General features: G+C 65.2%; 17 protein-coding genes. 5 read left to right on the top strand and 12 right to left on the bottom strand.

What is annotated here, in order from left to right; genetic code table 11:
* Positions 1 to 77: 77 nt before the first annotated feature.
* Positions 78 to 872 (bottom strand): FkbM family methyltransferase, encoded by a 795-nt coding sequence (locus OK015_RS24305; protein ID WP_268133051.1) that lies wholly within the window; start codon positions 870 to 872, stop codon positions 78 to 80.
* A gap of 309 nt (positions 873 to 1,181) precedes the next feature.
* Here OK015_RS24305 and OK015_RS24300 point away from each other — a divergent pair, with 309 nt between their 5' ends.
* Genes OK015_RS24300 through OK015_RS24290 form a run of 3 tightly spaced genes read left to right on the top strand, consistent with a single transcriptional unit; the run spans position 1,182 to position 5,822 of the window.
* Positions 1,182 to 3,050: a putative bifunctional diguanylate cyclase/phosphodiesterase gene (locus tag OK015_RS24300; protein ID WP_326498498.1), complete on the top strand. Its 1,869-nt coding sequence runs from the start codon at positions 1,182 to 1,184 to the stop codon at positions 3,048 to 3,050.
* Between the two features lie 50 nt (positions 3,051 to 3,100).
* Positions 3,101 to 4,747, top strand: coding sequence for a hypothetical protein (locus OK015_RS24295; RefSeq protein WP_268126861.1), 1,647 nt, complete (start codon positions 3,101 to 3,103; stop codon positions 4,745 to 4,747).
* Between the two features lie 31 nt (positions 4,748 to 4,778).
* Positions 4,779 to 5,822 carry a glycosyltransferase family 4 protein gene (locus OK015_RS24290; RefSeq protein ID WP_268133049.1) on the top strand — a complete coding sequence of 348 codons (1,044 nt, stop codon included), beginning with the start codon at positions 4,779 to 4,781 and terminating at the stop codon, positions 5,820 to 5,822.
* A gap of 45 nt (positions 5,823 to 5,867) precedes the next feature.
* Here OK015_RS24290 and OK015_RS24285 read toward each other — a convergent pair whose 3' ends face one another.
* From OK015_RS24285 to OK015_RS24240, 10 genes are all read right to left on the bottom strand, one after another.
* Entirely contained in the window at positions 5,868 to 6,788 is a 921-nt protein-coding gene (locus tag OK015_RS24285) for a WecB/TagA/CpsF family glycosyltransferase (protein ID WP_268126860.1), read from the bottom strand.
* A gap of 109 nt (positions 6,789 to 6,897) precedes the next feature.
* Positions 6,898 to 8,421 carry an O-antigen ligase family protein gene (locus OK015_RS24280; protein ID WP_442791327.1) on the bottom strand — a complete coding sequence of 508 codons (1,524 nt, stop codon included), beginning with the start codon at positions 8,419 to 8,421 and terminating at the stop codon, positions 6,898 to 6,900.
* A 47-nt stretch (positions 8,422 to 8,468) separates the two neighbouring features.
* On the bottom strand, positions 8,469 to 9,878 hold the full coding sequence (locus OK015_RS24275; protein WP_268126855.1) for a polysaccharide biosynthesis tyrosine autokinase: 1,410 nt from the start codon (positions 9,876 to 9,878) through the stop codon (positions 8,469 to 8,471).
* A gap of 38 nt (positions 9,879 to 9,916) precedes the next feature.
* Positions 9,917 to 11,866, bottom strand: coding sequence for a hypothetical protein (locus tag OK015_RS24270; protein ID WP_268126853.1), 1,950 nt, complete (start codon positions 11,864 to 11,866; stop codon positions 9,917 to 9,919).
* 266 nt (positions 11,867 to 12,132) lie between these two features.
* A complete protein-coding gene (locus tag OK015_RS24265; protein ID WP_268126851.1) occupies positions 12,133 to 14,148 on the bottom strand; it encodes a glycosyltransferase in 2,016 nt (671 codons plus the stop codon).
* Complete coding sequence (locus OK015_RS24260) at positions 14,145 to 15,608, bottom strand: oligosaccharide flippase family protein (protein WP_268126848.1); 1,464 nt, start codon at positions 15,606 to 15,608, stop codon at positions 14,145 to 14,147. The genes OK015_RS24265 and OK015_RS24260 overlap by 4 nt, the downstream gene beginning before the upstream one ends.
* A gap of 10 nt (positions 15,609 to 15,618) precedes the next feature.
* Positions 15,619 to 17,124, bottom strand: coding sequence for a sugar transferase (locus OK015_RS24255; RefSeq protein WP_442791326.1), 1,506 nt, complete (start codon positions 17,122 to 17,124; stop codon positions 15,619 to 15,621).
* Positions 17,121 to 17,843, bottom strand: coding sequence for a dTDP-4-dehydrorhamnose 3,5-epimerase family protein (locus OK015_RS24250; RefSeq protein WP_268126843.1), 723 nt, complete (start codon positions 17,841 to 17,843; stop codon positions 17,121 to 17,123). The genes OK015_RS24255 and OK015_RS24250 overlap by 4 nt, the downstream gene beginning before the upstream one ends.
* Positions 17,844 to 17,930: 87 nt before the next feature.
* Positions 17,931 to 19,124, bottom strand: coding sequence for a PPE family protein (locus OK015_RS24245; protein ID WP_326498497.1), 1,194 nt, complete (start codon positions 19,122 to 19,124; stop codon positions 17,931 to 17,933).
* Between the two features lie 14 nt (positions 19,125 to 19,138).
* Positions 19,139 to 19,297, bottom strand: coding sequence for a hypothetical protein (locus OK015_RS24240; RefSeq protein ID WP_268126841.1), 159 nt, complete (start codon positions 19,295 to 19,297; stop codon positions 19,139 to 19,141).
* Between the two features lie 339 nt (positions 19,298 to 19,636).
* On the opposite strand from OK015_RS24240, the gene OK015_RS24235 reads away from it, so the two are divergent.
* Together OK015_RS24235 and OK015_RS24230 are read left to right on the top strand one after the other, a co-directional pair.
* A complete protein-coding gene (locus tag OK015_RS24235; protein WP_268133045.1) occupies positions 19,637 to 20,317 on the top strand; it encodes a TetR/AcrR family transcriptional regulator in 681 nt (226 codons plus the stop codon).
* Between the two features lie 117 nt (positions 20,318 to 20,434).
* Positions 20,435 to 21,136: a TetR/AcrR family transcriptional regulator gene (locus tag OK015_RS24230; protein WP_268126840.1), complete on the top strand. Its 702-nt coding sequence runs from the start codon at positions 20,435 to 20,437 to the stop codon at positions 21,134 to 21,136.
* A gap of 27 nt (positions 21,137 to 21,163) precedes the next feature.
* On the opposite strand, the gene OK015_RS24225 is transcribed toward OK015_RS24230, so the two are convergent.
* Complete coding sequence (locus OK015_RS24225) at positions 21,164 to 21,526, bottom strand: PAS domain-containing protein (protein WP_268126838.1); 363 nt, start codon at positions 21,524 to 21,526, stop codon at positions 21,164 to 21,166.
* Positions 21,527 to 21,585: the final 59 nt, after the last annotated feature.

Genomic DNA, 21,585 nt, shown 5'->3' with positions numbered 1-21,585 from the left:
CCTTGAGACACCGCAGGATGGCCAGGCGTGACAATTCGGCCCGTGATTGTGAGCTGTATCACTGCAGCGGCCGCCGCTCATACCCCTCTGGGAAGGAACGCGAAGTTGTTGACGTAACGGCCATCGGTCGCCCAGCCGTTCTCGCCGCTGCTGACGCTGGCCGGATTCTGATGGTGGGCGGGGTCGAATTCTTCTATCGGCCGCCGAGTCCCCTCGACATCGAAGTAGCCGGCGTAGCCGAGCCCGGCCAGCAATTCGGCGATGCCGGCAACGGCATTGGGGTGATGACGTTCTTCGGCTTCTACCACCAGCGCTGGTTGGTTGCGCGCGACCGTGTCTGTGGCGCCGAGCAACACGGCCAGTTCGTGGCCCTCCACGTCGATCTTGATCAGGCCGATGCCGTCCAGGTGCAGGTCGTCGAGGCGTTTGACCGGCACGTCGATGCTCTGGACAGCGCCGCCGTCCACGTCGCTCAGCACGTTGTCGGTATCGATCGTGCTGCGCCCCGGCTCCGACTCAACCACCCGCATGGTCGTCACACCGGGCTTGTTCGACAGCGCGACCGCCTCCACCCTGACCGGGACGCCGACCGCGTCGAACATCGACGCCAAATCGTGGGCCTGGGTCGGCCGGGGTTCGAAAGCGATCACCGATCGCGACGTTGCGAGCATTCCGATCGTGAATTCGCCGACATCGGCCCCGATGTCCAGCGAAACGCGGTTGGGGTCGCACAGCGACGCGACCAACTGCACGTCCGGGCGGGTTTTTCCCAGCTGTTGCAGGATGCGGTACTTGCGCCGCCAGAACAACCGTGGTGCGACCGCCTTTACGGTCGGGGCGAGCCATTGTCTGGCCGAACGCGCGACGGGCATCTTCGGTGCCTCCAGCAGTGTGTTTCCCGGGGATCGCAAGCTCGGCAGAGCCGGACGCAGCTGGTCGCGAGCAGTACGCTTCAAGAGTCATCAGCGTAGTTGACATATCGGCGCGTGAGCGTTTGCGGGACTCTCGTCTGGAGCCCGTTTGAGGATGACGTTTGACATCCCGCCGGGGTCGGCTGCTGCGTGTTAAGCTGCGCCAACGCCAATTCGTGGCCTGCCACCGGCCGAAATTCCAGCCTGAAGACGACCGCCTGATTGGGCTAGGCGCCCAGCCGGGACATGTGCCCCGTATCGGAGGAGCCCGTGCCACGCAGCAGGCTGGATTTGGTTGTTACCTCTGTTGCTGCTCAGCTGATGGAGGCTACGGCGTCCACGGCGACTCAGGTGAGCCAAAAGGTCCTCGCGCAGCTTGTCGAGCAGTTCGGTCTGGACGCCAGCTTCCTGCGGCACCGCGACGAGCTTTCCGGCGCCTCGGTGCTGATCGCGGAGTGGCCACCGCGAATCGAGCTTCCGGATCCGGATCCTACGGCCGCTGCCCAATACGTCGGAACGGACGCCCTGCTCGCCCAATGCGAGCAGGGCAGGAAACCGGTGCTGATATCGGCCGGTCAGTCCCGCCGTTCGTGGAGGCGCCGGCCCGAGGGACCCCAGCAACCCGCCACTCCCTCGGTGGCGGCGGCACCGCTGGTCTCGGGCGAGGTGACGACCGGTTTGCTCGGGTTCGTGAAGTTCGGTGTCCGCAAGTGGAAGCAAGCCGAGATCAACACGCTCGAGGTGGTCGCGGCCCTGTTCGCGCAGCTGCAGGCTCGCATCGCGGCCGAGGAGAAGCTTCGCTACCTGGCCGAGCACGACGATCTGACCGGCCTGTATAACCGTCGGGCACTGGTCGCGCACTTGTCCGAACGGCTCGCCCCCGGAAAGCCGGGACCGGTTGCCGTGCTCTATCTCGACCTCGACCGATTGAAGCCGATCAACGATTATCTGGGCCATACGGCGGGGGACTGGTTCATCAGGGTCTTCGCGCAACGCATTCAGGCCTGCGCCGGCAGCGAAGCCATGATCGCCCGGCTGGGTGGCGACGAGTTCGTGGTTGTTCCCGGGCAATCGATGTCGCCGGAGACCGCGGAGTCGTTCGGTCGTCGCTTGTCGACGATGCTGTGTGAACGCTTGGCCATCGGTGGCCACATGATCAGCCGCACCGTCAGCATCGGGCTGGCGCTCGGTATGCCGGAGCGAGACAACTGCACGGCTCTCTTGCGCCGTGCCGACGAGGCTGTGCTGACCGCCAAGCGCGCCGGAGGCAACCAGATCGCGGTATTCACCGATGACATGTCGCTGAAAAGCGCGTTCCGCAACGACATTGAGCTGCATCTGCAGGGGGATATCGGCAGCGAGGCGCTGCTGTTGCACTATCTGCCCGAGGTCGACTTGTGGACCGGCGCGATCGTGGCCGCCGAGGCGCTGGTCCGTTGGCGGCACCCGATCTGGGGACTGCTGCTGCCCGACGCCTTCATCGGGGTAGCCGAATCCACCAACCTGGCCGCGGAACTGGGCCGCTGGGTGATGCGCACGGCGTGTGCCGAATTCAGTCGGTGGCGCGCCAACGGCGTGGGGCTGGGCGCCGTCTTGCGCATCAACGTGTCGCCCGTCCAGCTGATCACCCGCGGCTTCGTTCGCAGCGTCGCCGAAGCCATCGAAGAATTCGGCATCGATGCCGCATCGATATGCCTGGAAATCACCGAGCGCGCCGTCGTGCACGACATCGAAACCACCCGCAACACCCTCGATGAGCTCAAAGAGGTCGGGGTGCAGCTGGCTATCGACGACTTCGGTACCGGATATGCGGTGCTGTCACATCTGAAGTCGCTGCCGGTTGACATGCTGAAGATCGACGCCGGCTTCGTGCGCGACTTGGGATCAAACGCCGGCGACCTGGCCATCGTTCGGGCGATCATCGGACTCGCCGAGGCATTCGGTCTGCAAGTTGTCGCCGAGGGGGTCGAGACACCAGCTGCGGCACTGACTTTGATGCAGCACGGATGCCACCGGGCGCAAGGGTTCTTGTTGTCGAAACCCGTCCCCGGCGATGCGATGGAGGCGTTACTCTCGGCGCGCTGGATGCCGATGCCATTCCTCGCCGATCGCGAGGCGCTGTCACTCGGCGTGATCTAACTTAGAAGAGAATGGTCTGAAAAATTAGCAAGAAAGCACTGGCTATTGCCATGTTCGCAATGTTGGTACTCAACGGATGTGGCGGTCAGAAGCAAACCGGCCCGTTGAGCGCGATGGTCAGCCCGGCCATCCCGTCGAACACGCAGGAGATCCCCAACCCGCTGCGCGGCCAGTACGAAGATCTGCTGCAGCCCCTTTTCCCACAAGGAAATCCGGCGCAGCAACGGTATCCGTCCTGGCCGGCGTCCAACGATGCCAGCCTGCGTCTTTCGTGGCGCCAGATACAGCCCGTAGACCCGCACACGTTGCCACCCGATGCCCCCGATGATCGCAAGTTCGACTTCAGCGCGATCGACGATGCGCTGGCCAAACTGGCCGACCGCGGCATGCGAATGACGTTGCGGGTGATGGCCTACAGCTCCTGCTGCGACGACTCATACCCGAACAACACGAACATCGACGTTCCCGACTGGGTGCGCGCGATTCCGGGCGCGACCACCAACTACCCCAACCCGCCGACCGGTCCCGCGGCCGGGGTGATGCAGGTGGTGCCGAACTGGAACGACCCCAACTATTTGCGTGCTTTTCAGGATCTGCTCGGTGCGCTCGGGCGGCGCTACGACCGTGACGAGCGGCTCAGCGTGTTCGAGTTCTCCGGCTACGGGGATTTCAGCGAGAACCACATCGCGTATTTGCGTGACACGCTTGGCGCGCCCGGCCCGGACCCCGACAGCAGCGTCGCAAAGCTGGGCTACTACAGCCAGTTTCGTGATCAGAGCATCACCACCGCATCCGTCAGGCAACTGGTCGCGGCGAACGTCAACGCCTTTCCCCACACCCAATTGGTCACCGCGCCAGACAATCCGGAGATCGTGCGCGAACTGCTCGCCGACGACGTCACGAAGAAGCTGTCCGCGCCGGTCGGTATCCGCGCAGACTGTCTCGGTGTCTACTCACCGTTGCCGACCTGGGCCGAGTCCAACGACTCGCAATACGTTCGAACCAACGATGCGGTCGTCAACGCGATCAAGCAGCGGTTGTCTTCGGCGCCGCTGATCACCGAATGGTGTCAGCTGCCCAGCGGAACCAACCCCCGGACCTACTACGAAAAGGGTCTGCACGACGTCGTCAGATACCACGTGTCGATGACATCGAGCGTCAATTTCCCTGACCGGGACTCGAATTCGGCGATGGACCCCCAGCTGTACGTGTTGTGGGCCCAGGCCAACGCCTCCGCCGGCTATCGGTATTCGGTCGAGGCCCGCCCCGGATCGCAATCGCTGGACGGCAAGGTGGCGACGATTTTGGCGGTGTGGACGAATTACGGAGCCGCGGCTGCCACCGAAAATTGGTTGCCGAGTTACAAGTTGGTGGATTTCTCCGGAGCCGTCGTGCGGACGATACCGGCAACGGTCAACCTCAAGTCGCTGGTGTCCGACGACACCAGCCAATCGCGCGAGCAAGCGGTGCCGACGTCGGCCACCGAGACGGTTCACGTCGACTTGGGGGGCTTGGCGCCGGGGCATTACACGCTGCGCGCATCCGTCGAGTGGCAGCAGCACAAGCCGGACGCGACGCATGTGGTGAACTATCCGCCGATGCAGCTGGCGCGCGATGGCCGGGACAACTCCGGGCTGTATCCGATTGCGACACTTGATGTTCCGCGCGACACGCTGATCTCCGACCTCGGTAAGTAGCGTGTCGCAGCTCCCACGCGCGGGCCTTCGGGTGCTGTGGCTTTCGCCCTGGATGCGGCCGTTGGCGCGCGTCCAGGTGGAGGCGTTGCAGCGGCGTGGCGCCGACGTGTTGTTGGTGACCTGTGACCTGCACCCGGAGTCTGACGCGCCCCGCGATTATGAGCTGGTGCTCGATCCACGATTTCGCACGGCGGGGACCTGGCCCGCCAGCCTCGCGGCATGGCGGCACATTCGCACGTATCGGCCCCACGTCGTCGTTGCCGAGCTGGTCCGCGATCCACGGTGGATCGCGTTGGCCGGCCGGGTTCCGCGCGTTCAGCTGGTGCACGACGACCGTCCCCACGATGCGATCGAAGAACGGCCGGCGTACGAGAGTGTGGTGTTCGACCGTTGGGGCGCCCACTCGGCGGCCACGATTGCCTACAGCGACTATGTCGCGGCGGCCGTCGCCGACCGGCGCGATGTGCGCGGTACCCGGGTGCACGTGTTGCCACTCACCAGTGACCTCGATCCGGCTCTGGTTCCCCCGCTGGTGGGTGCCGAAGAACGCCGCGACTTCGTCATGATCGGGCGGCTGCACCCCTACAAGAACATCGAGCTGGTCCTTGAGGCCTGGCGTCAACACGTGGCCGGCGGCGCCTGGCACGGTGACGACCTGGTGCTCATCGGCGACGGATCATTTGATCCGGGCACGCTGCCCGAACATGCGCGGCGCTGCGCCGGCAGTTACCGCTATGCCGACATCGTTGCGACTCTGGCCGCGGCGAAGGGTTCGATCGCCCACTACCGGCGCGCGTCGCAAAGCGGGGTGCAGGTGCTGTCGATGCAGCTGGGCGTCACACCGATCGTTTCCACGGCGGCCGGCCTGCTCGAATACCAACCGCCGGGCTGCCCCGCAGTCGGTGTCGATGACATCGCCGGTCTGGTCACCGCATTCGACGAGCTGGCCGACCCGTCCATCGCGGCGCAGCGCGGAGCCATCGCTGCGCGTCACTACGCGCAGCGATGCGCCGTCGACTACGTCGCGGATCGATTGTTGGGCGTGCTTACCGACGTGGTGGCCACTCGGCGCTGACCGGGGCATTGCCCGGCGAGCCGGCCGCGACGTGTCAGCGCAGGATCAAACGGCGACGTTTTCGCGCTCTGGATCCAGCGGAAGCTCGAGCGCGGGAACGTAGGTGTCGCGGATGCGGTTGATTCGGCTCACGAATACCAGGTTTCCGGTGATGTAGCGGTGAAACAGCCGTTTCGGCTCGTTCAGCAGCCGGAAGACCCATTCCAGGTGGGCTTGGCGCATCCACAGCGGTGCCCTTTTCGCCTTCCCGCCGATGAAATCGATCAGCGCACCCGCATTGACGATCAGGGGGTTGTAGGTGACGTTGTCCTTCAGGTACGCGGCGACGAACTCCTGCTTGGGCATCCCCATTCCCAGGATGATGATCTTGGGGCGGTGCTGCTCGACCAATGACAGGTACGTCGACCTGTCCTGGAAGCCGTCCTTGCTCACCGTCACGTGGTGACCGGCCTGCGTGAGCTGGTCGACGGCACTGGACAGGTACGGGTCTGCGGTGCCCAGGATGCCGATCGTCTGGCCTTTGGCGCGGTCCAGCAAGCGGGGGATGAAATCGGTGCCGTTCATGTTCAGCCCGGCGTCGATCTTCAGCGCCTGGAAGAGCAACTGCATGCCGATGCCGTCACGCAAAATGACGTCTGACCGCAACAGGGCGTCGGCAAACTCGCGGCTCCGGTTGCACAGGTTGAAGGCGTGCGCGTTGACGAACGAGAGAATCCGACTGGTGGGGGAAGATAAGCACTCGCGGATCAGGGTTTCGGCCTCGTCGGTGGTCTGGACCAGGGTGATGCTGTTGATGATTTCGGTCGTCACTTCGCGGTCGAGCGTGGCCGTTGCGACTTCCGCCGGCGGGATCGGCGGGACCGCGGCAAACTGCGGCAGGCTGAGAGCCTCGCCGGGCCATCCAGCGGTGTCGGCGAAGCGGAACACGTCGAGACGAAGCGGCTGCGACGAACTGAAAGCCTGCACAAAAGTAATAATACATGCGTCCAGTATGGTTTAGAGGCAGAAACAGACTGTGAGTTGTTTAATAGCTGGACGACCGAGCCGGGTGGCAACCGCCGCGATCCGGTTTACGTCAATGCGACCGCGAGGAGTGCTTGGGCGACCCGATAGCGGCGCCCGGGCCTTCTACCAGCAGCGGGATCGGCTCGGTTATCGCGTGATCGGCGGCCGCGCCGTCGTCGAGGCCCGCGCTGCTTGGTTCATCCGGCCGTCTGCGAGCCACGTTGGCGAATCCCATCGCCGAACCGAGCACCATACCGAACACCACGGAATCGGGCGTGTCTTCGATGTTTGGACCGATGATGTTCAAAACCAGCAGGCCAGCGCTGACGGCGCCGGCGACCTTGGCCGGCTTGGATGCGCTGCGCAGCGCCCTGATCACCGGCCTGACCGCAAACCACGCGAAGACCGCCATACCCACGGCCCCGGCTTTGACGAGCCACCATAGATAGAAGTTGTGCGCGTAGGTGGTGCCCAGCAGCACGGTGAAGCTGTCGAACCCGAACGCGTCATTCCCCGATCCCTCGTCGCCGAAAGCCAGTCGATACGCGTACCCCATTCCGTGGCCGAACAGGGGTGCTTTGGCAATTTCGCGGGTGAGGTCGGCGTTTTCGATCAGCCGGTACTTCGTCGAATCGTCCACGGCGAGCGAACTGGCTTTGACGCCGCCGAGCACCCGGTAGCTGAAGCCGGCGAACTGATGGCCCAGCCATGCTCCAGCCTTCGAATCCTGCAGCAGGAACAGTGCGGCCGGCACCATTGCCGCCAACAGCGCCGCGCTGGTGACGGTAAACGTGGCCGAGCGGCGCAGCGCTTGCCAGCCGGGGTTGGCGAAGAACGCGGCGATGGCGGCCACCGCGATCGCGATCAGGGTGCCGCGGGAAAACGCCAGCAGCGAAATGATCAGTGCGGGCACGCCCATCGCGAAAAACGTCGCGGGCCTGACCCGGCCGAGGACCCGGGCGGCGACCAGCGCGGCCAGCACCGCGACGGCCGGCGCGGTGGTGGGGATGATCAAGCGGGTGACCGAGCCGCCGGTGGTCGACTCGCCGATGGTTTCGAAGCGGCCGGTCAGGCGCAGCCCCAACGACGAGCTCACGATGGCCATCGCCGCCGAGAACCACAGCGTCAGGATGAGCGTCTGCGTCGCTCCCTTGATGTAATCGCCGTAGACGATCAGCAGTGCCAGCAGGTACCCCGCGACCATCTCGAACAGGCATGCCACTTCGTGGAGTACCGCCTCCGGGGAGTGGCCGGCCGCGAACCCGACCCCGGTGAAAAACATGACGGTCAACAAGAAGATCCCCGGCGGTACGTAATCAGAGAACCGCGGCCGCACCAGTTGGACCAGATACAAGATCGCCAACAACACCACGACGTGCCAGACGTAGATCGTCGTCGGGCCGACGACCTTTCCGATATACAAACCAATGGGCAGCGCGCCGAAGGTGTAGAACAACGCGATCCACACCATCGCCTCGGGTCGCGCCCAGTACACGACCAGACTGAACATCGCGCCGACGAGCACGGCGCCTTCGTACGGGTCGCGGACCGAGGCCACGCCGAAGGCGAAACATCCGAACAGGAACACCGCCATGACCACGGCGGCCAATGCCAAGCGGTGGCGATAACGCAGGTACCGGATCACGCCGACCCGCCGAGCTTCGCCCGGTAGGTCCGGGCGGCAGCCCTGGTGTGCCGCGCCACTTTGGCGTCGGTCAGCACCGTGCCGATGACGCGGGCCCCGGCCGCGTTCAGCGCGGTCAAGGCATCGGCAAGTTCTTCCTCGGTGGTGCGCCGCGCCCGGACAACCAACACCGTGGCGTGTACGGCGCCGGCCAGCATGCCCGAGTCGGCCGTCGCCAGCACCGGGGGGCCGTCGACTACCGTCCGGGTAAAGGTGGCCGACAGCTCCTGCATCACGTTGTCCAGCACTTCCGGTGGGTACGCGCTGCAGGGCAGGGTGTCACGCCGGGCGGCACGTGGCGCAAGCATGAACAGTTTGGCAATCGGGGTCGGCTTGACCACCTCGACCGCGATTTCGGGGTTGGCCAGCGCGCTGGCCAGTCCTTCGCCCGATTCCACCTTCAGCAAGCCGGCGATCACCGGCCGACGGGTGTCGCCCTCAACGAGCAGCACATCCTCGCCGGCCTCGGCGGATGCCTTCGCCAGGTTCAGGGCCGTGGTGGTGGTTCCCTCGCCGCCGAACGGTGCCGTGACCACCATCCGGCTTGCCCCGGGTCCGGCCGCCCGGAGTAGACGTGCGCGCAGGCCTCGGACGGCGTCGTCGAATGAGACGTCGGTGCCGAATCGCGGTGCAGTACCGCGCTTTCCGGGCAGCTCGGCCAATGTCGGTAGGTTCGAAAGCCGTTCCAGCTTCTCGCGATCGCGAACCGTGTGATCGGTGGCCTCACGGGTCAACGCCACCCCGACGCCGAGGAGTACCCCGGCCACCAGGCCCAACGCCATGTTGCGCATCGGCACCGGGCTGATCGGTCGGCTTGATGCACGGGCCGGCTCGACCACTGTCGCCCTGGTCGCGATTGCCTCGATCGTCTGGGGTTGCGGCGCGGGTTGGCCGTCGGCGCTCGGCGGCGGCGGGAGCGTCCCTTTCGGATTCATGCCCAACGTCCCGACGACCTCGACGAACTCGTCGGCCATCCCTTTCGTCAGTGCCGCAGCCCGATTCGGGTCGGTGTCGGTGACCGAGATGGTGAACATCAACGACTTCGGGATGTACAGGACATGAGTCTTGCTGACCAGGGCCTCGGCGCTGATCGGCAGGTCGTAGTGCGCGACCGCGCGCTCTGCTATGGAGCGTCCACCGGCAATCGCCGCGTAGGACGGCAGCCGGTCCTGTGCGGCTTGCGTGCCGTAGTACAGCTGCGACGGGTCGGTCTGCCCGGGAAAGGAGATGAGGACGGTGGCCGACGACTCGTAGGCCTTCGTCTGAAACTCCGTGACGGCCGCGGCACCGGCGAGACAGGCCAGCAGGGCGCCGACCAACAGCTTCCAGTGGACGGTAAGCGTCCGGGCAAAGGTGCGGAAATCCATCGGGTGATACCTCTCTATGCCCTACCCGGGCATATTCTTCAGACTGAGTTTCTCCGGGCCCGGTAGAGGAGCACGCCGCCGCCGATAGCGGCAACGATCACCCAGGCGCCGGCGACCCACCACACCCAGGTGTAGTCGTCTTCCTGCGTCGTCGGTTTCGCCGCGATGTCGCTGGGCGGATTGGCAACCGTGATTGGTTCACTGCCCGGGACGGAGATGGCCATTCGGCCGTCCAGCCCGAACCACCGGCCCGGCTCCGCGCCTAACCACCGCAGCAATTCATCGAGCTGCCCCGGTGCCCCGTTGGAGGTCGCGATCAGGATCGAGCGGTGACCGTCGAACACGGTCTGCAGTGAGCCGAAGTGCACCGATGGATCGAGGGTCAGGGTGGTGGACTCGCCGCCGGCATCCAAGCCCTCGATCGTGATGCTGCCCTGTTCTGCGTTGAAGGGCAGCGCGATCGTCTGGACCGGCCAAGCGCCCGCAGAAATCAGGACCGCCGGGTCATTGCTGTCGATCGCCTGCTTGAGGCTGGTCACCTTCGTCGGCAACGGCACCGCACTCAGCTGTTGCAGGCCCACCGCGATCTGGACCGCGCGCACGGTGTCGTTGAATATGTCGTCACTGATGCCGAATTCGATCCGTGGCATCAGCGACTGCGGCAGCGACGGAAAGCCTTTCGGGATGGGCGGATTGGCGCGACCGGTCTGGACCTCGGCCTTGGGGTCGATCTTCAGGGTGATCGGAAGGTACTCGCCGCAATGTCCGGCGTCCCCCGTGGTGTGCACCTTGATCGACAGGCTGGTGGCGCGGGACAGCAGCCGGTCCGGAATGTCCACCCAGTGATCGATCGTGCCATTGGCTTCGGCCGGCCATCGGTTGACCGTCTGCCCGGCGACCGACGCGAGCACTTCACCGCCGAAATTGTTGGGCAGGGGGGTGTGCGAGCCGAGCACGTGCACTCGGATGTGGTCGAGCGAATGGCCCCATCGGGTCTGTTCCAGGCTGATGCTCACGTCGGGCCACAGGTCCTCCGCGCTGAGCCCGGTCTGATTCAGTTGTTCAAGCGTGGTGGTATCGGCGGCCAACTTCTGCTTGTTCGGCAGCGGGCCGGCAACCGCGGTGGGGCCGTATGCGAACTTCACCGAGGGATCCGTCAACAGGCGTGTCTGGTTGGTGAGGTCGTCACCGGTCCCCGAGATCAGTAGTGCCGGAACGCCCATGGTGCCCTGCAGCGAAAGGCCCTTATCCGGACCCTCTCTGATGATGATCTGCCGCTCCAGGGGGAGCGACGGATCCACCGCGGTGCTCCCACGGTCGTAGAGGGCTTCGACGACGATCTGCGGGTTCTGCCCGCCGAAGCGATCTTCCAGTGCGGCGGCCAATTGCACGGCCGCGTCGGACTCCTGCTGCGTCGGTTTCGGCGGGACGAAGATGGTCAGCTTGCGGATCACCGGAGGCAGGAACTCGGCGATGGTTTTCGGTGCGACTTCTCCGCCGGCAAACGTGATCGATCCGTTGACGAGCCGGATCGGGGTTAGCGGATCCCAGCAGTAATTCTCCAGCGGAAGCACCGTCGCGGTCAGGGTGAGGCTGACCGAATTACCGGTGACCTTCGTTCCGGCCAGCGGAATGACCATCGGAGTCTGGTCCTTGGACGGTAACTCCATCCGGCTGATGGTGCGATCGTCCTGGGTGACCGTCAGATTGCCGAACCGCAGATTGACCGGGATTTCGAGCGTCGCGTTCAACGATGCCGGGCTCAGTCCTTCGGGCACCGCGAACGTCAGACCGGTGATGGAGAGCTCGCGGTGCGGATAGAACTCGATCGTGCTCTGCGCGCCCAGATTGGGCAGCGGGATGGTCGGAGCCTCGATGAGGGCCCCGCCGACGCTGGGCGGGTCCGCGATTGCGGGCGGCGCCGCCAAGAGAAGCATCGCGATAACCCCGGCGATTGCCCCGAGGCGGCGCGGCAGGCTCCGTATCATCGCTGCATTGTAGGCAGTCGAGTGACGCCGATCAGGCCCGATGTTATCGAGCCGCCGGGAGGTAAGGACAACGCGTCGTCGACGAGCGTTGTGACCGGGCTCCGCATCGCGAATCTGCTTGTCGCTGATCTTAATTCCCTCCGGCTACTCGGCTGGCACGAGCCAAAACCATCTTCATTTTCCGTCGCTGTTGGTGAAAGTCGTTGTGGAGTAGTAGATTTGCGCGGGCATGTGTGGCGATGCACGACGCGTAGCATTCGGTTCGTTCACAGTATTGCGTCTATCGCGTCGAGGTAGGCGTCGGTCATGGCTTCCACGGTGTAGTGCTTGCGCATGCGTTCGAAGCCCTGCATCCCCACCGACGGCAGCGCGTCAGGGTCCGCCAGTATCTCGGCCAGGCGCTCCCGCCATCCCTGCGCCGTCGGCGGATCGACGAGGAAGCCGGCCTTTCCGAAATCCAACATTTCCGGGACCGCGCAGATCGCCGACGCGGCAACAGGTATCGCCCGGGCCATCGCCTCGAGTATTGACAACGGGAACGCCTCCAAGCGGCTGGGCAGGCACAACAGGTCGGCCTCGGCCAGCGCATGCGCCGGACCGGGCGACCAGCCGCGCCAATGCACCCGGTCGCGCAACGCGGCAGGAGTGCGGGCCTCGAGTTTCGCCCGGTCCGGTCCGTCGCCGAATATCGATAGCGTCCAAGGGAATTCGGTAAGGTCACTGAGCGCATCGACCAGCAGGTGGGGGTTTTTGTGCTCGACGATCCGCGACAGCACCACCAGATGCACCGGAGCATCGGGCGGGCGGATCCGCTGGCGCGGCTGGTCCTCCAGGGTGACGCCGTTGGGTGCCACGAAGCGCCGTCCGGTCAACCGATGCTGAGCGGCCAGCATTTCCCAATGACGTTGTGCCAGAACAATAAAACCGTCCGCTCGAGACATTGCGGCGGCGAGTGGCCGCGAGTAGATCGGCCTGTCCTGCTCCGGCGGAGTGTGCGGGGCGACCAGCCAGCGCCGCTCGCGGGAGGCGGCCCGCCACAGCGTGCCGAACCCCGTCTCGGTATTGGTGTCGCCGCTGATCAATACCGCCGGGCCGTCGCGCAGGTCGACGGCCGGCGCCCACCACGGTTGTCGCACCACCCGCACGCTGTTCGGAATCTCCCCGATCATCGGGCCGAATCGTTGCACGCAGACGATGGTCACCGGGTAGCCGCGGCGAGCCAATTCGGCTGCCAGCAATGCCTTCTGCCGCTCGGCTCCGCCGTAGACCAGGCGGTTGGTGGCGATCACGATCTCCGGCAGTCCGTGGCTCCGACTGCGCCGCGCCCTGCGGCGCTCGGCGCGCTTCGGGGGTTGCAGTCGGTCCAAAAGCGTTGTTCCGGCTAGGTATATATCCGCGTGGTGAACGCCGAACTGGTGCTCGAGCACCAGCGCGGTATTGGCCCGCAGCAAGTCGTGATCGCGGCGGCGTCCGTCGGCCGAACCGTTCCCGTCGGGCAATGCGTCGACTCCGAGCGCACCGAAGTCGGCCACCGGACTACCGCGACGGAAGCCAAGTTCGTTGGCGAGCAGAATGCGCCAGCCCGCCGCGCGGGCGCGGGTCTGCCAGTCGACGTCCACCCCGTAGCCGAAGAACTCCTCGTCGAAGCCGCCGACGGTGTTCCAGGCCGCGCGGCTGATCGCCAGGCAGCCGCCGTCGACATAGCCGTCGATGCTCCGCGATTCGCCGGGTTGGTGGGTATACCGGGGTGAAATCGGGCTTCGGCGTAGCGAATTCGAATGGCCGGTGGCCGCCACCAGCGCACGGAGCAGCGTGGGACGGCGCATCGCCAGGTCCCACGGGGACGACTCGGATGCGGTATCGGCATCCGCCATCGGCGATACCGCCGCCACTCGTGGCTGACGCAGTAGTTCCCTGGTGCGCGTCAACGGTCCGCGCAGCTGGGCGGCGGGATTCAGGAGCAGTAGGTCGGCGTCGCCGGGAACGTGCTCCACCAACGCGTTGAACGCCTCGCCGACGCCGAGGCTCGCCGACCCCAGCACCCAATGGACCGCCGGATACCGGGCGGCCAGCTCCCCGCGACCGGGATATCCCGCACCGCTGTTCTCGTAGACGTAGACGGGCAGCTCGGGTAGCTGCGCGGCGACGCTGGTCAGACATTTCGCAACCAGGGCGTGGTTCTTGTCGGTCACGATCAGCACCGCGAGCGGCCGCGCGGCCGGCAGCGCGGACGTGTCACCGATCGGGAGTTTCAGATAGGCCCGGTCCCGCTGCCGGGTCATGCCGGTGCCGTTTTCCGGGTGAGCGATGTCAACATCGACCAGTTGACGGGCCCGATTGCCATGTTGACAGCCAGGTAGACGGCGGCCGCAATCGTCAGCGCCAACACCACGTGCAGACCGGGGAGCAGCAGCACGACGGCGACACTGGCCGCGGTCGGCACCAGCACCCGCAGCAAGAACTTCACCGGTGCGCGGTAGCCGCACCGGCGTCGCAGCCGCCAGCTCGCGGCCGCCGTGCCGAACAGCTCCGTGCACACCAGCGTCACCCCCGCACCGACAGCGCCGAACCGGCCGGCCAGCACGAGATTCAGCGCGATGTTGAGCGCCAGCGTGACGACCCAGACCCGGAACAAGAACCGCTGTTGATGTGAGGCGAACAATCCCTGGCCGAGGGTGCTGGCGATGCACCGCAGCGCGGCCGCGGCCAACAGCAGTGCCAGCGTCGGGGTTCCGCGAGCGACGAAGGCCCGGTCGCCGAGCAACCCGATCAACGGCCCGGCCAGTAACCCGCCGACCACGGCGACCGGCACCATCAGGAAATACATCAGTTCGACGCTGCGGCGCAGGAACTCGGCGAAAGCGCCGACATCGCGCGAGAACAGCTCCGTGGCGGTCGACAGCGATGACTTCAGGAAGAACAGTGCCAGCACCTCGGTATTGAACGCGAGCGTGTAGGCCAATCCGTATATGCCGACCTCGGATTGAGTGCTCAGCAAGGACAGGATGACGCCGTCGGCGCGCCAGTACACGAGGGCGACCACCATGACACCCATCAGCGGCAGGCTTTCCCGCATCAAATCAGCGGCCTCTCGCAGCGCGAAGATGGGGCGCAGCGAGACCTGTCGCGCCGCGGCGGTGCCTTGGATCAACAGTTGCAGGGCCGGCGGGATGAGCTGGACCACCGCGAACCAGATCACGTCCGCTCGGCTGGTCACCAGCCAGCAGACCGCGGCCAGCACCGCCAACCGGCTGGCAACGTCGGAGATGGCCACCGCGGAGAACTTGACGGTGGCCATGAAAACCGGCTCGAACCGAGTGGTCATCGTCATCATCAACAGCTGCCCGGACAAGACCACGAGCATCACCCGGACGTCGGCATCGTGGTACACGAGCAGCCCGGTGACTGCCGCCGCGGCGGCCAGCGGCAGGCAATACAGCAGGGACAGGCCACTGTTGACCCGGACGAGCCGCTCGAGATCGCCCCGGCCGGATGTGACGCGCCGGACGATGACGGTGCCAATGCCGAGATCGGCCAGGCTGGACCACATCCCGATGAACACGACCGCGATCGTGAGCTGTCCGTAGAGCCCGGGGCCCAGGTAGTGGGCAGTCATCGCCACCGACACGACGGACGCCACCATTCCCAAGGCCCGGCAGACCAGCTGGATTGCGTAAGCGTGAGCGATCTGCGAGAGCGGCACCGTCGGCCCGACTGCGGGGTCGACCACCGGTCCTGTCATCGCTGTGTCATCAGTAGGCCCCATCGCCTACCAGGACGGCCTTGACCGTCTTCGCGACGATTATCAGGTCCCCTGCCATTGACCAGTTATCGACATAGGACAGATCCAACCGGACCGAATCTTCCCAGGAAAGGTCTGAACGGCCGCTGACTTGCCACAGTCCGGTGACGCCCGGCTTCACCAGCAACCGGCGTTTGGCTTCAACGTCGTACATCTCCACCTCGCGCCGCAGCGGCGGCCGTGGTCCGACGACGCTCATGTCCTGCTTCAGCACATTGATGAATTGCGGCAACTCGTCGATGCTGAGCTTGCGCAGCACCCGCCCGACCGGTGTGATGCGTGGGTCCCGGCGAATCTTGAACAGCATGCCCCCGGCGGTCTCGTTGTGCGCCAGCAGATGTGCGACTTGCGCTTCGGCGCCATCCACCATGGTGCGGAATTTGAGCATCGTGAACGGCTTGCCCTCGAGGCCGATGCGTTCGGCCCGGTAAAAGACCGGTCCCTTGCTCGTCAGCTTGATTGCGACGGCGCAGGCGATCATGACCGGCGTCGTCGCGACGACGGCGGCCAGTGCGAAACAGAAGTCGAAGGCCCGTTTCTGAAAGCGGTTGGTCTCTTCGTATTGGGGCTTTTCCACGTGCAGCAGCGGGAAGCCCGCGTAAGGGCGAAGGGTCAACCGCGCGTTGGCGACGTCCATTACCCCGGGTGACACCACAAGGTCGATGTCCGTGGTTTCCAACTGCCACATCAGCTCTCGGATGCGCTGCACGCCCAAGCGCTCCGTGCGGGCCACCGCCACGGTGTCCGCCCCGCAACCCTCGACCGCGCGCGCCGCATAGCTGTCGTCGCCGAGAACCGGGATCGCGTGGCCATGAACCTCGAGCGTCTCGCCGCGTGGTGCTCCGTACCCGGGAATGCACACGCCGACCACGACATAGCCGTTTCTCGGGTTGCGCTCCAGTTCGAGCGCCAGATGCTGCACACCGGACCGGTCCCCGATCGCCAATACCTTCGTCAGGTATTCGCCGTCGGCGCGCTTGCGGCCGACATACCGGCGCCACCGGTTGCGGCTCACCAGCAATCCCAGGGTGCCGACGGGAAGCGCGACCGCCAGGTACCCACGCGCCAGCTCGATCTTGGCGAGCAGCGTGATGATCGCGATGATCCCGAAAGTCTGGAACGACGCGTGAGCGATGCGCCGGTACTCGTCGATTCCGGCTCCGATGACGCGGGTTGACCGTGTTTGAAAAATTTCGAGCGACGACAGCCACAGCGCCGCGAAGAGCACCGAGAACATCGACATGACCCCGCCGGCGTATCCGGAGGCGGAGGGTGAATCGCCGAACCGGGCAAACTGCGCAAGCATCACCGACCCGGCCACGATCGCCGCGTCGGTGATGCGCACGCGGTTGGCATACTTCCTCTGCCAGCGACGGAGGTTGCGGCTGCCGGTCGTTGGCACGGGAAGCGCGGCTGCTGGCGCGCTGCGAGTCCGGGTGTGTAGCAAGGCGGTTATGCTGACCCGCTCTCGTGGCGATGCGACAGCGCGTCGGGGCTGAACCGCGCGCCGGACGGCGTGGCGCATTCGCTGAGATGGACTGGCCGGCGCGGCGGTGCGATGCGTGCCGGGACAGCGGAGGCGTCATAGGTTGGCCGTTCGGCCAGCAGTCGATCGACGTCCACCATCACGATGACGTCGCCGTCGACGCTCTCCAACTTCGGCCAGGTGGCGTCCTCTTCGGAGATGACCGTTACCGGCAGCGGCCAGTCGATTCCGAATTCCGGCTCGTTGAACCGGAACCCCTCTTCGCCGGCAGGCTTGACCGAACCGCTGACCTGGCAGCTGACTTCGGTCTTGTCTCTCAAGGTCTGGAAGCCGTGGGCGACGTAGGGCGGCACGAACAGCGCCCGGTGGTTATCGGCGCTCAGCTCGACCATGACGTGTTTGCCGTAGGTCGGCGACTCGGGACGAACGTCCACCACGACGTCGGCGATCGCACCGCGAGTGCAGCGAATCAGCTTCGCCTCGGCGTGCGGCGGCGCCTGACGATGCAAGCCTCGCACCGTGCCCCGGGTGTAGTTGAAGGAGATTTGCGTCTGCACGACATCGGCGATCAGCCCGATTTCGGCGAATTCCGGAGCGGAGAAGGACTGTGAGACGAAGCCGCGGTGATCGCAGGTGGGTTCGATGTCGACGATCGTGACCCCCGCGATGCTCGTCGGCGTGTATTTCACTTGCCTCTCCTTTCGGAACAGAAGCTCATAGGGGTTGGGTAGGTCGTCGTTGCCGCGCATGCCGTAGCCGCCGCACATCGGGAGTGGTTATCCGTATCCGGCGGACGGCGGCTGGGCCATGACGGTGGGCACCAGGCCATATCGCGGCCCAGGGGTGGGCCCCGACCCGGACCCCGGCGCCCGTAATGGCACTCCGCCCAACATGCTTGGTGGTGCGCCCGCAGCGCCTGCAGCGCCGGGCAGTGTCGAAGGAACACCGCCTAGCGGGGACGGCGGAATCACGCTGGTCCAGCCCTGCGGCACCGACATCGGGCCCAAGGAGGTAGCCGAGCCCATGCTGCCCAGCACGCCGGCGTTTCCGAGGCCGGCGGCGCCGGCCTCGACCGCTCCCGCCGCACCTGCCGCTCCCGCCGCTCCGAGGTCGGTGCCGACGGCGCCCGTGGCCATGCCCATGGATTGCGCACTCTGGGCGATTCCAAAGAGGCTGGACATCGCGTACAGCGGGGTGGGCAGCGCCATGATCCAGATGGCCGAGATGTTGCTAAGAGCGGAAATGGTGTCCGAGTTGAACAATCCCGACAATCCCGAGGCCGTGTCTCCGACCACACTTGACGACACGAGGCCGGTCGGCGTCGACATCGCGTTCAATGTCGGCGAAACCGTCGCTACCAGACTCTGCAGCGCCGCTTGCTGCCCGCCTGAGAGGCCGGTGGCCTTGGCAACCGCGATCTCCTGCGAGGACGCCCCGCCCTCATCGGTCACGTCCGGCGCCGGGGTGAACGGCGTCACGTCGGTCGCAAGCGCCGAATTCGCCGCGTACTGGTACATCGCCGCAGCGTCCTGCGCCCACATCTCGCCGTATTGGGCCTCGTTGATCGCGATTGCCGGCGAATTCTGGCCGAAGAAGTTGGTGGCGGTCAGCGAGGCGAGTTGGGCCCGGTTGCCGAAGACGGCCGGGGGTGGGACGGTCATCGCGAAGGCGGCTTCATAGGCTTCCACGCCTAGTCGGGCTTGGCCCGCGGCCTCGGCGGCCCGCGCGGCCGCCCCCGTGGTCCACGCCACGTACGGTCCGAACGCAGACGCCATGGCTAGCGAGGAAGGTCCCAGCCAACGTCCGGTGGTCAATCCCGCGATCACTGTTCGGTAAGAGCTCGCCACGAAATGCAGGTCGGCGGCCAGATTGTCCCAGGCCACCGCGGCCGCTGACAGGGATAGCGGGCCGGGACCGGCATACATCCTGGTGGAGTTGATCTCCGGTGGTAACGCGCCAAAATCCAACACTTCGAACCCGCGCGTCAGTTGGCCGCGACCGCGTGGGCGGCGGCTTGGCTGGGGGTGGTTCCGCCGGCAGCAGTTGCCGCAGTCGGACGTCCGCGGTTCATCGCGGAGTCGGTTTCCGATGGTCTGCAGCCCGGCGCGGCCAGGCCACCGGGCTGCGTGGTGACCAGCGACATGTACTTCTCCCTTATCGGACGACCAAACTGACCGACTTACAATAACGCACGAAACATACTATTAGTCCTTATCTACTCCGCGAGCCTTACTAGAAGTATTGAAGAGTTACGGCTCGCGGACCCAGGGAAGGCCTCTTCGGCGGCTGCTAACCTCAGTAGTGCCCAAACGTCGCTTGAGACACTGGCGCGTGTTCGCTCTGGACCGCTGACGAAGCGAGGTGCCTGCCCTGCTGAAAGACGGCTTCAATATCGCGGAGGCGATCGACCTCGCCCCGGACCCCGGCCTAGCCAACGGTGATCGGCGATGCACGGCATCGCAAGGATGAGTTATCCGATCCGATGAGTTCCCAATCCCACGATGGCCGCGCGGACGCGACGCGGCGACAGATTTTGCGAGCCGCCTCGCATCAGTTCGCGCGCCGGGCTTATCACGAAGTGGGTCTCGACGACATCCTCGCCGAGGCCGAGCTGACCAAGGGCGCGATGTATTTCCATTTCAAGTCGAAGCACGCGCTGGCGGTGGCGATCATCGACAAGCAGACCGCCGCGGGCGAGAGCGCAGTGCGGGACTTGATGAAGCGGGGACTTTCGGGCCTCGAGACCTTGATCGACTTCTCGTATCTGATCGCCGTGGGGGACCTCCAGACCGATGCCGTGCGGGCGGGGCTCAACCTCATCGAGTCGGTGGGTCGGACCCAGGGGCTGCAGGAAAAGCTGTTCGGCAACTGGGTCAGATCCTTGGCCGACGTGGTTGAGAAAGCCATCGCCGAAGGTGACATCGACCAACGGTGCGATCCGGTGACTGTCGGACGCTTACTGGTGTCCCTGCATATGGGACTGCGGCAAACCAGCACTCTGGATGAACCCCAACGGTTCCTGCTCGACGTAGAGAAGTGCTGGACCTTCATTCTGACCGGGATCCTGCAACCGGACCGGTTCGATTACTTCGGCCAATTTCTCAAGCGGCGGGCGACGCTCGCGATCAACTCCACCTCTGGCGGCACGAAGTCGCCGCAGTAACAACGACGCGGGCTACGGATCGGCGTAGCGGCAACGGCTGTTAATCTGCTTGCGAGACAATGGGAGACGAGATCAACAGAATCTGCGCACCGAAGATAGTCCGGAGGCATAGCGGCAATGGCGCGCCAGGTTCGGTCTGAAGCGACTCGGCGGAAGATCCTCACCGCCGCGATCGAGGTGTTCGGCGACGTGGGGTATGCGGCCGCTGGGTGGAGCGCAATCATCGAGCGGACGGGGATGACCAAGGGTGCCCTCTACCATCACTTCGATTCGAAAGAAGCGTTGGCGTCGGCCATCATTGAGGAAGGCTCCGACAAGCTCCTCACCGCCTTCCGGAATGTGTGCGGGTCGTCATCGCCGGGGCTGGAAAACCTGCTACACGGCACCTTCACGATCGTCAAAGTGCTGAGTTCCGACGAAATCGCCAGCGCCACTGAGCATTTGATCTCTACGCTGGGTCGCTACAACACGGCTGCCGGGCGGTTCTGCACGGACCTCGTCGCATTGGTGGCTGCCGAGGCCCAACGGGCAATCACCGAAGGAGACCTGCGCAGCGACGTCGATCCGGAAGTGATCGGCGAGTCGATCGTCGGGGCCATTCTCGGGATGCGCTTGCTGTCCAACACGATATCCGGGCACGACAACACCGGGGGCGCCGGCGCAGACGGCATCGAGCGCCTGACGCGAATATGGGGACTTCTTCTCCCCGGGATCGTCGCGGAACCGTCGCAGGCTTACTTCAAGCAATTCCTCAGTCGCGAGGCGATGCGTCATGCCCGGGCGACCGCGCCGACGCCGGCGCAACCGGAATCGCGCTAGCTTCGCGAGCGCCGCAAACCGGGCAGGCTAGTGCTCTTCGTCCCACAACTGTTCGGTGAGGTCCTGAAACGTCGCGAGGGCGAATTGGTCGTCGGCCCGCATTCCTACCGACCTGCTCATCAGCGCGCGCACGACCGAGCCGTCCTTGTGCGCCAATTCGACGACCATGTTCGCCAGGGCATGAACGACCGGCAGCAGGGATTCCGAGTCGGGAGCTTGGTAGAAAATCTCACGGAATCGCAGCGCCAAGACTTCGTCCGGCTCGTAGCCCACCATTTCCGCAAATGCGGTGTTGGTGAACAAGATCGTGCCGTCATCGCCGACCGCCAGCACCGGAACCGGAATCCGTTCCAGGACCACCAAAGCAGGCAGCTGCTTCAACGTGGTCATCGGCGATTGGTTGTTCTGGTGCCGATTCTGTCGTCGTTCCACAGGCCGATTATGGTCTA

The sequence above is a fragment of the Mycobacterium sp. Aquia_216 genome, from assembly GCF_026723865.1.
Lineage (GTDB): Bacteria > Actinomycetota > Actinomycetes > Mycobacteriales > Mycobacteriaceae > Mycobacterium.
Note: the sequence above shows the minus strand (reverse complement) of the source record. Positions and strands in the feature narration are given on the sequence as shown.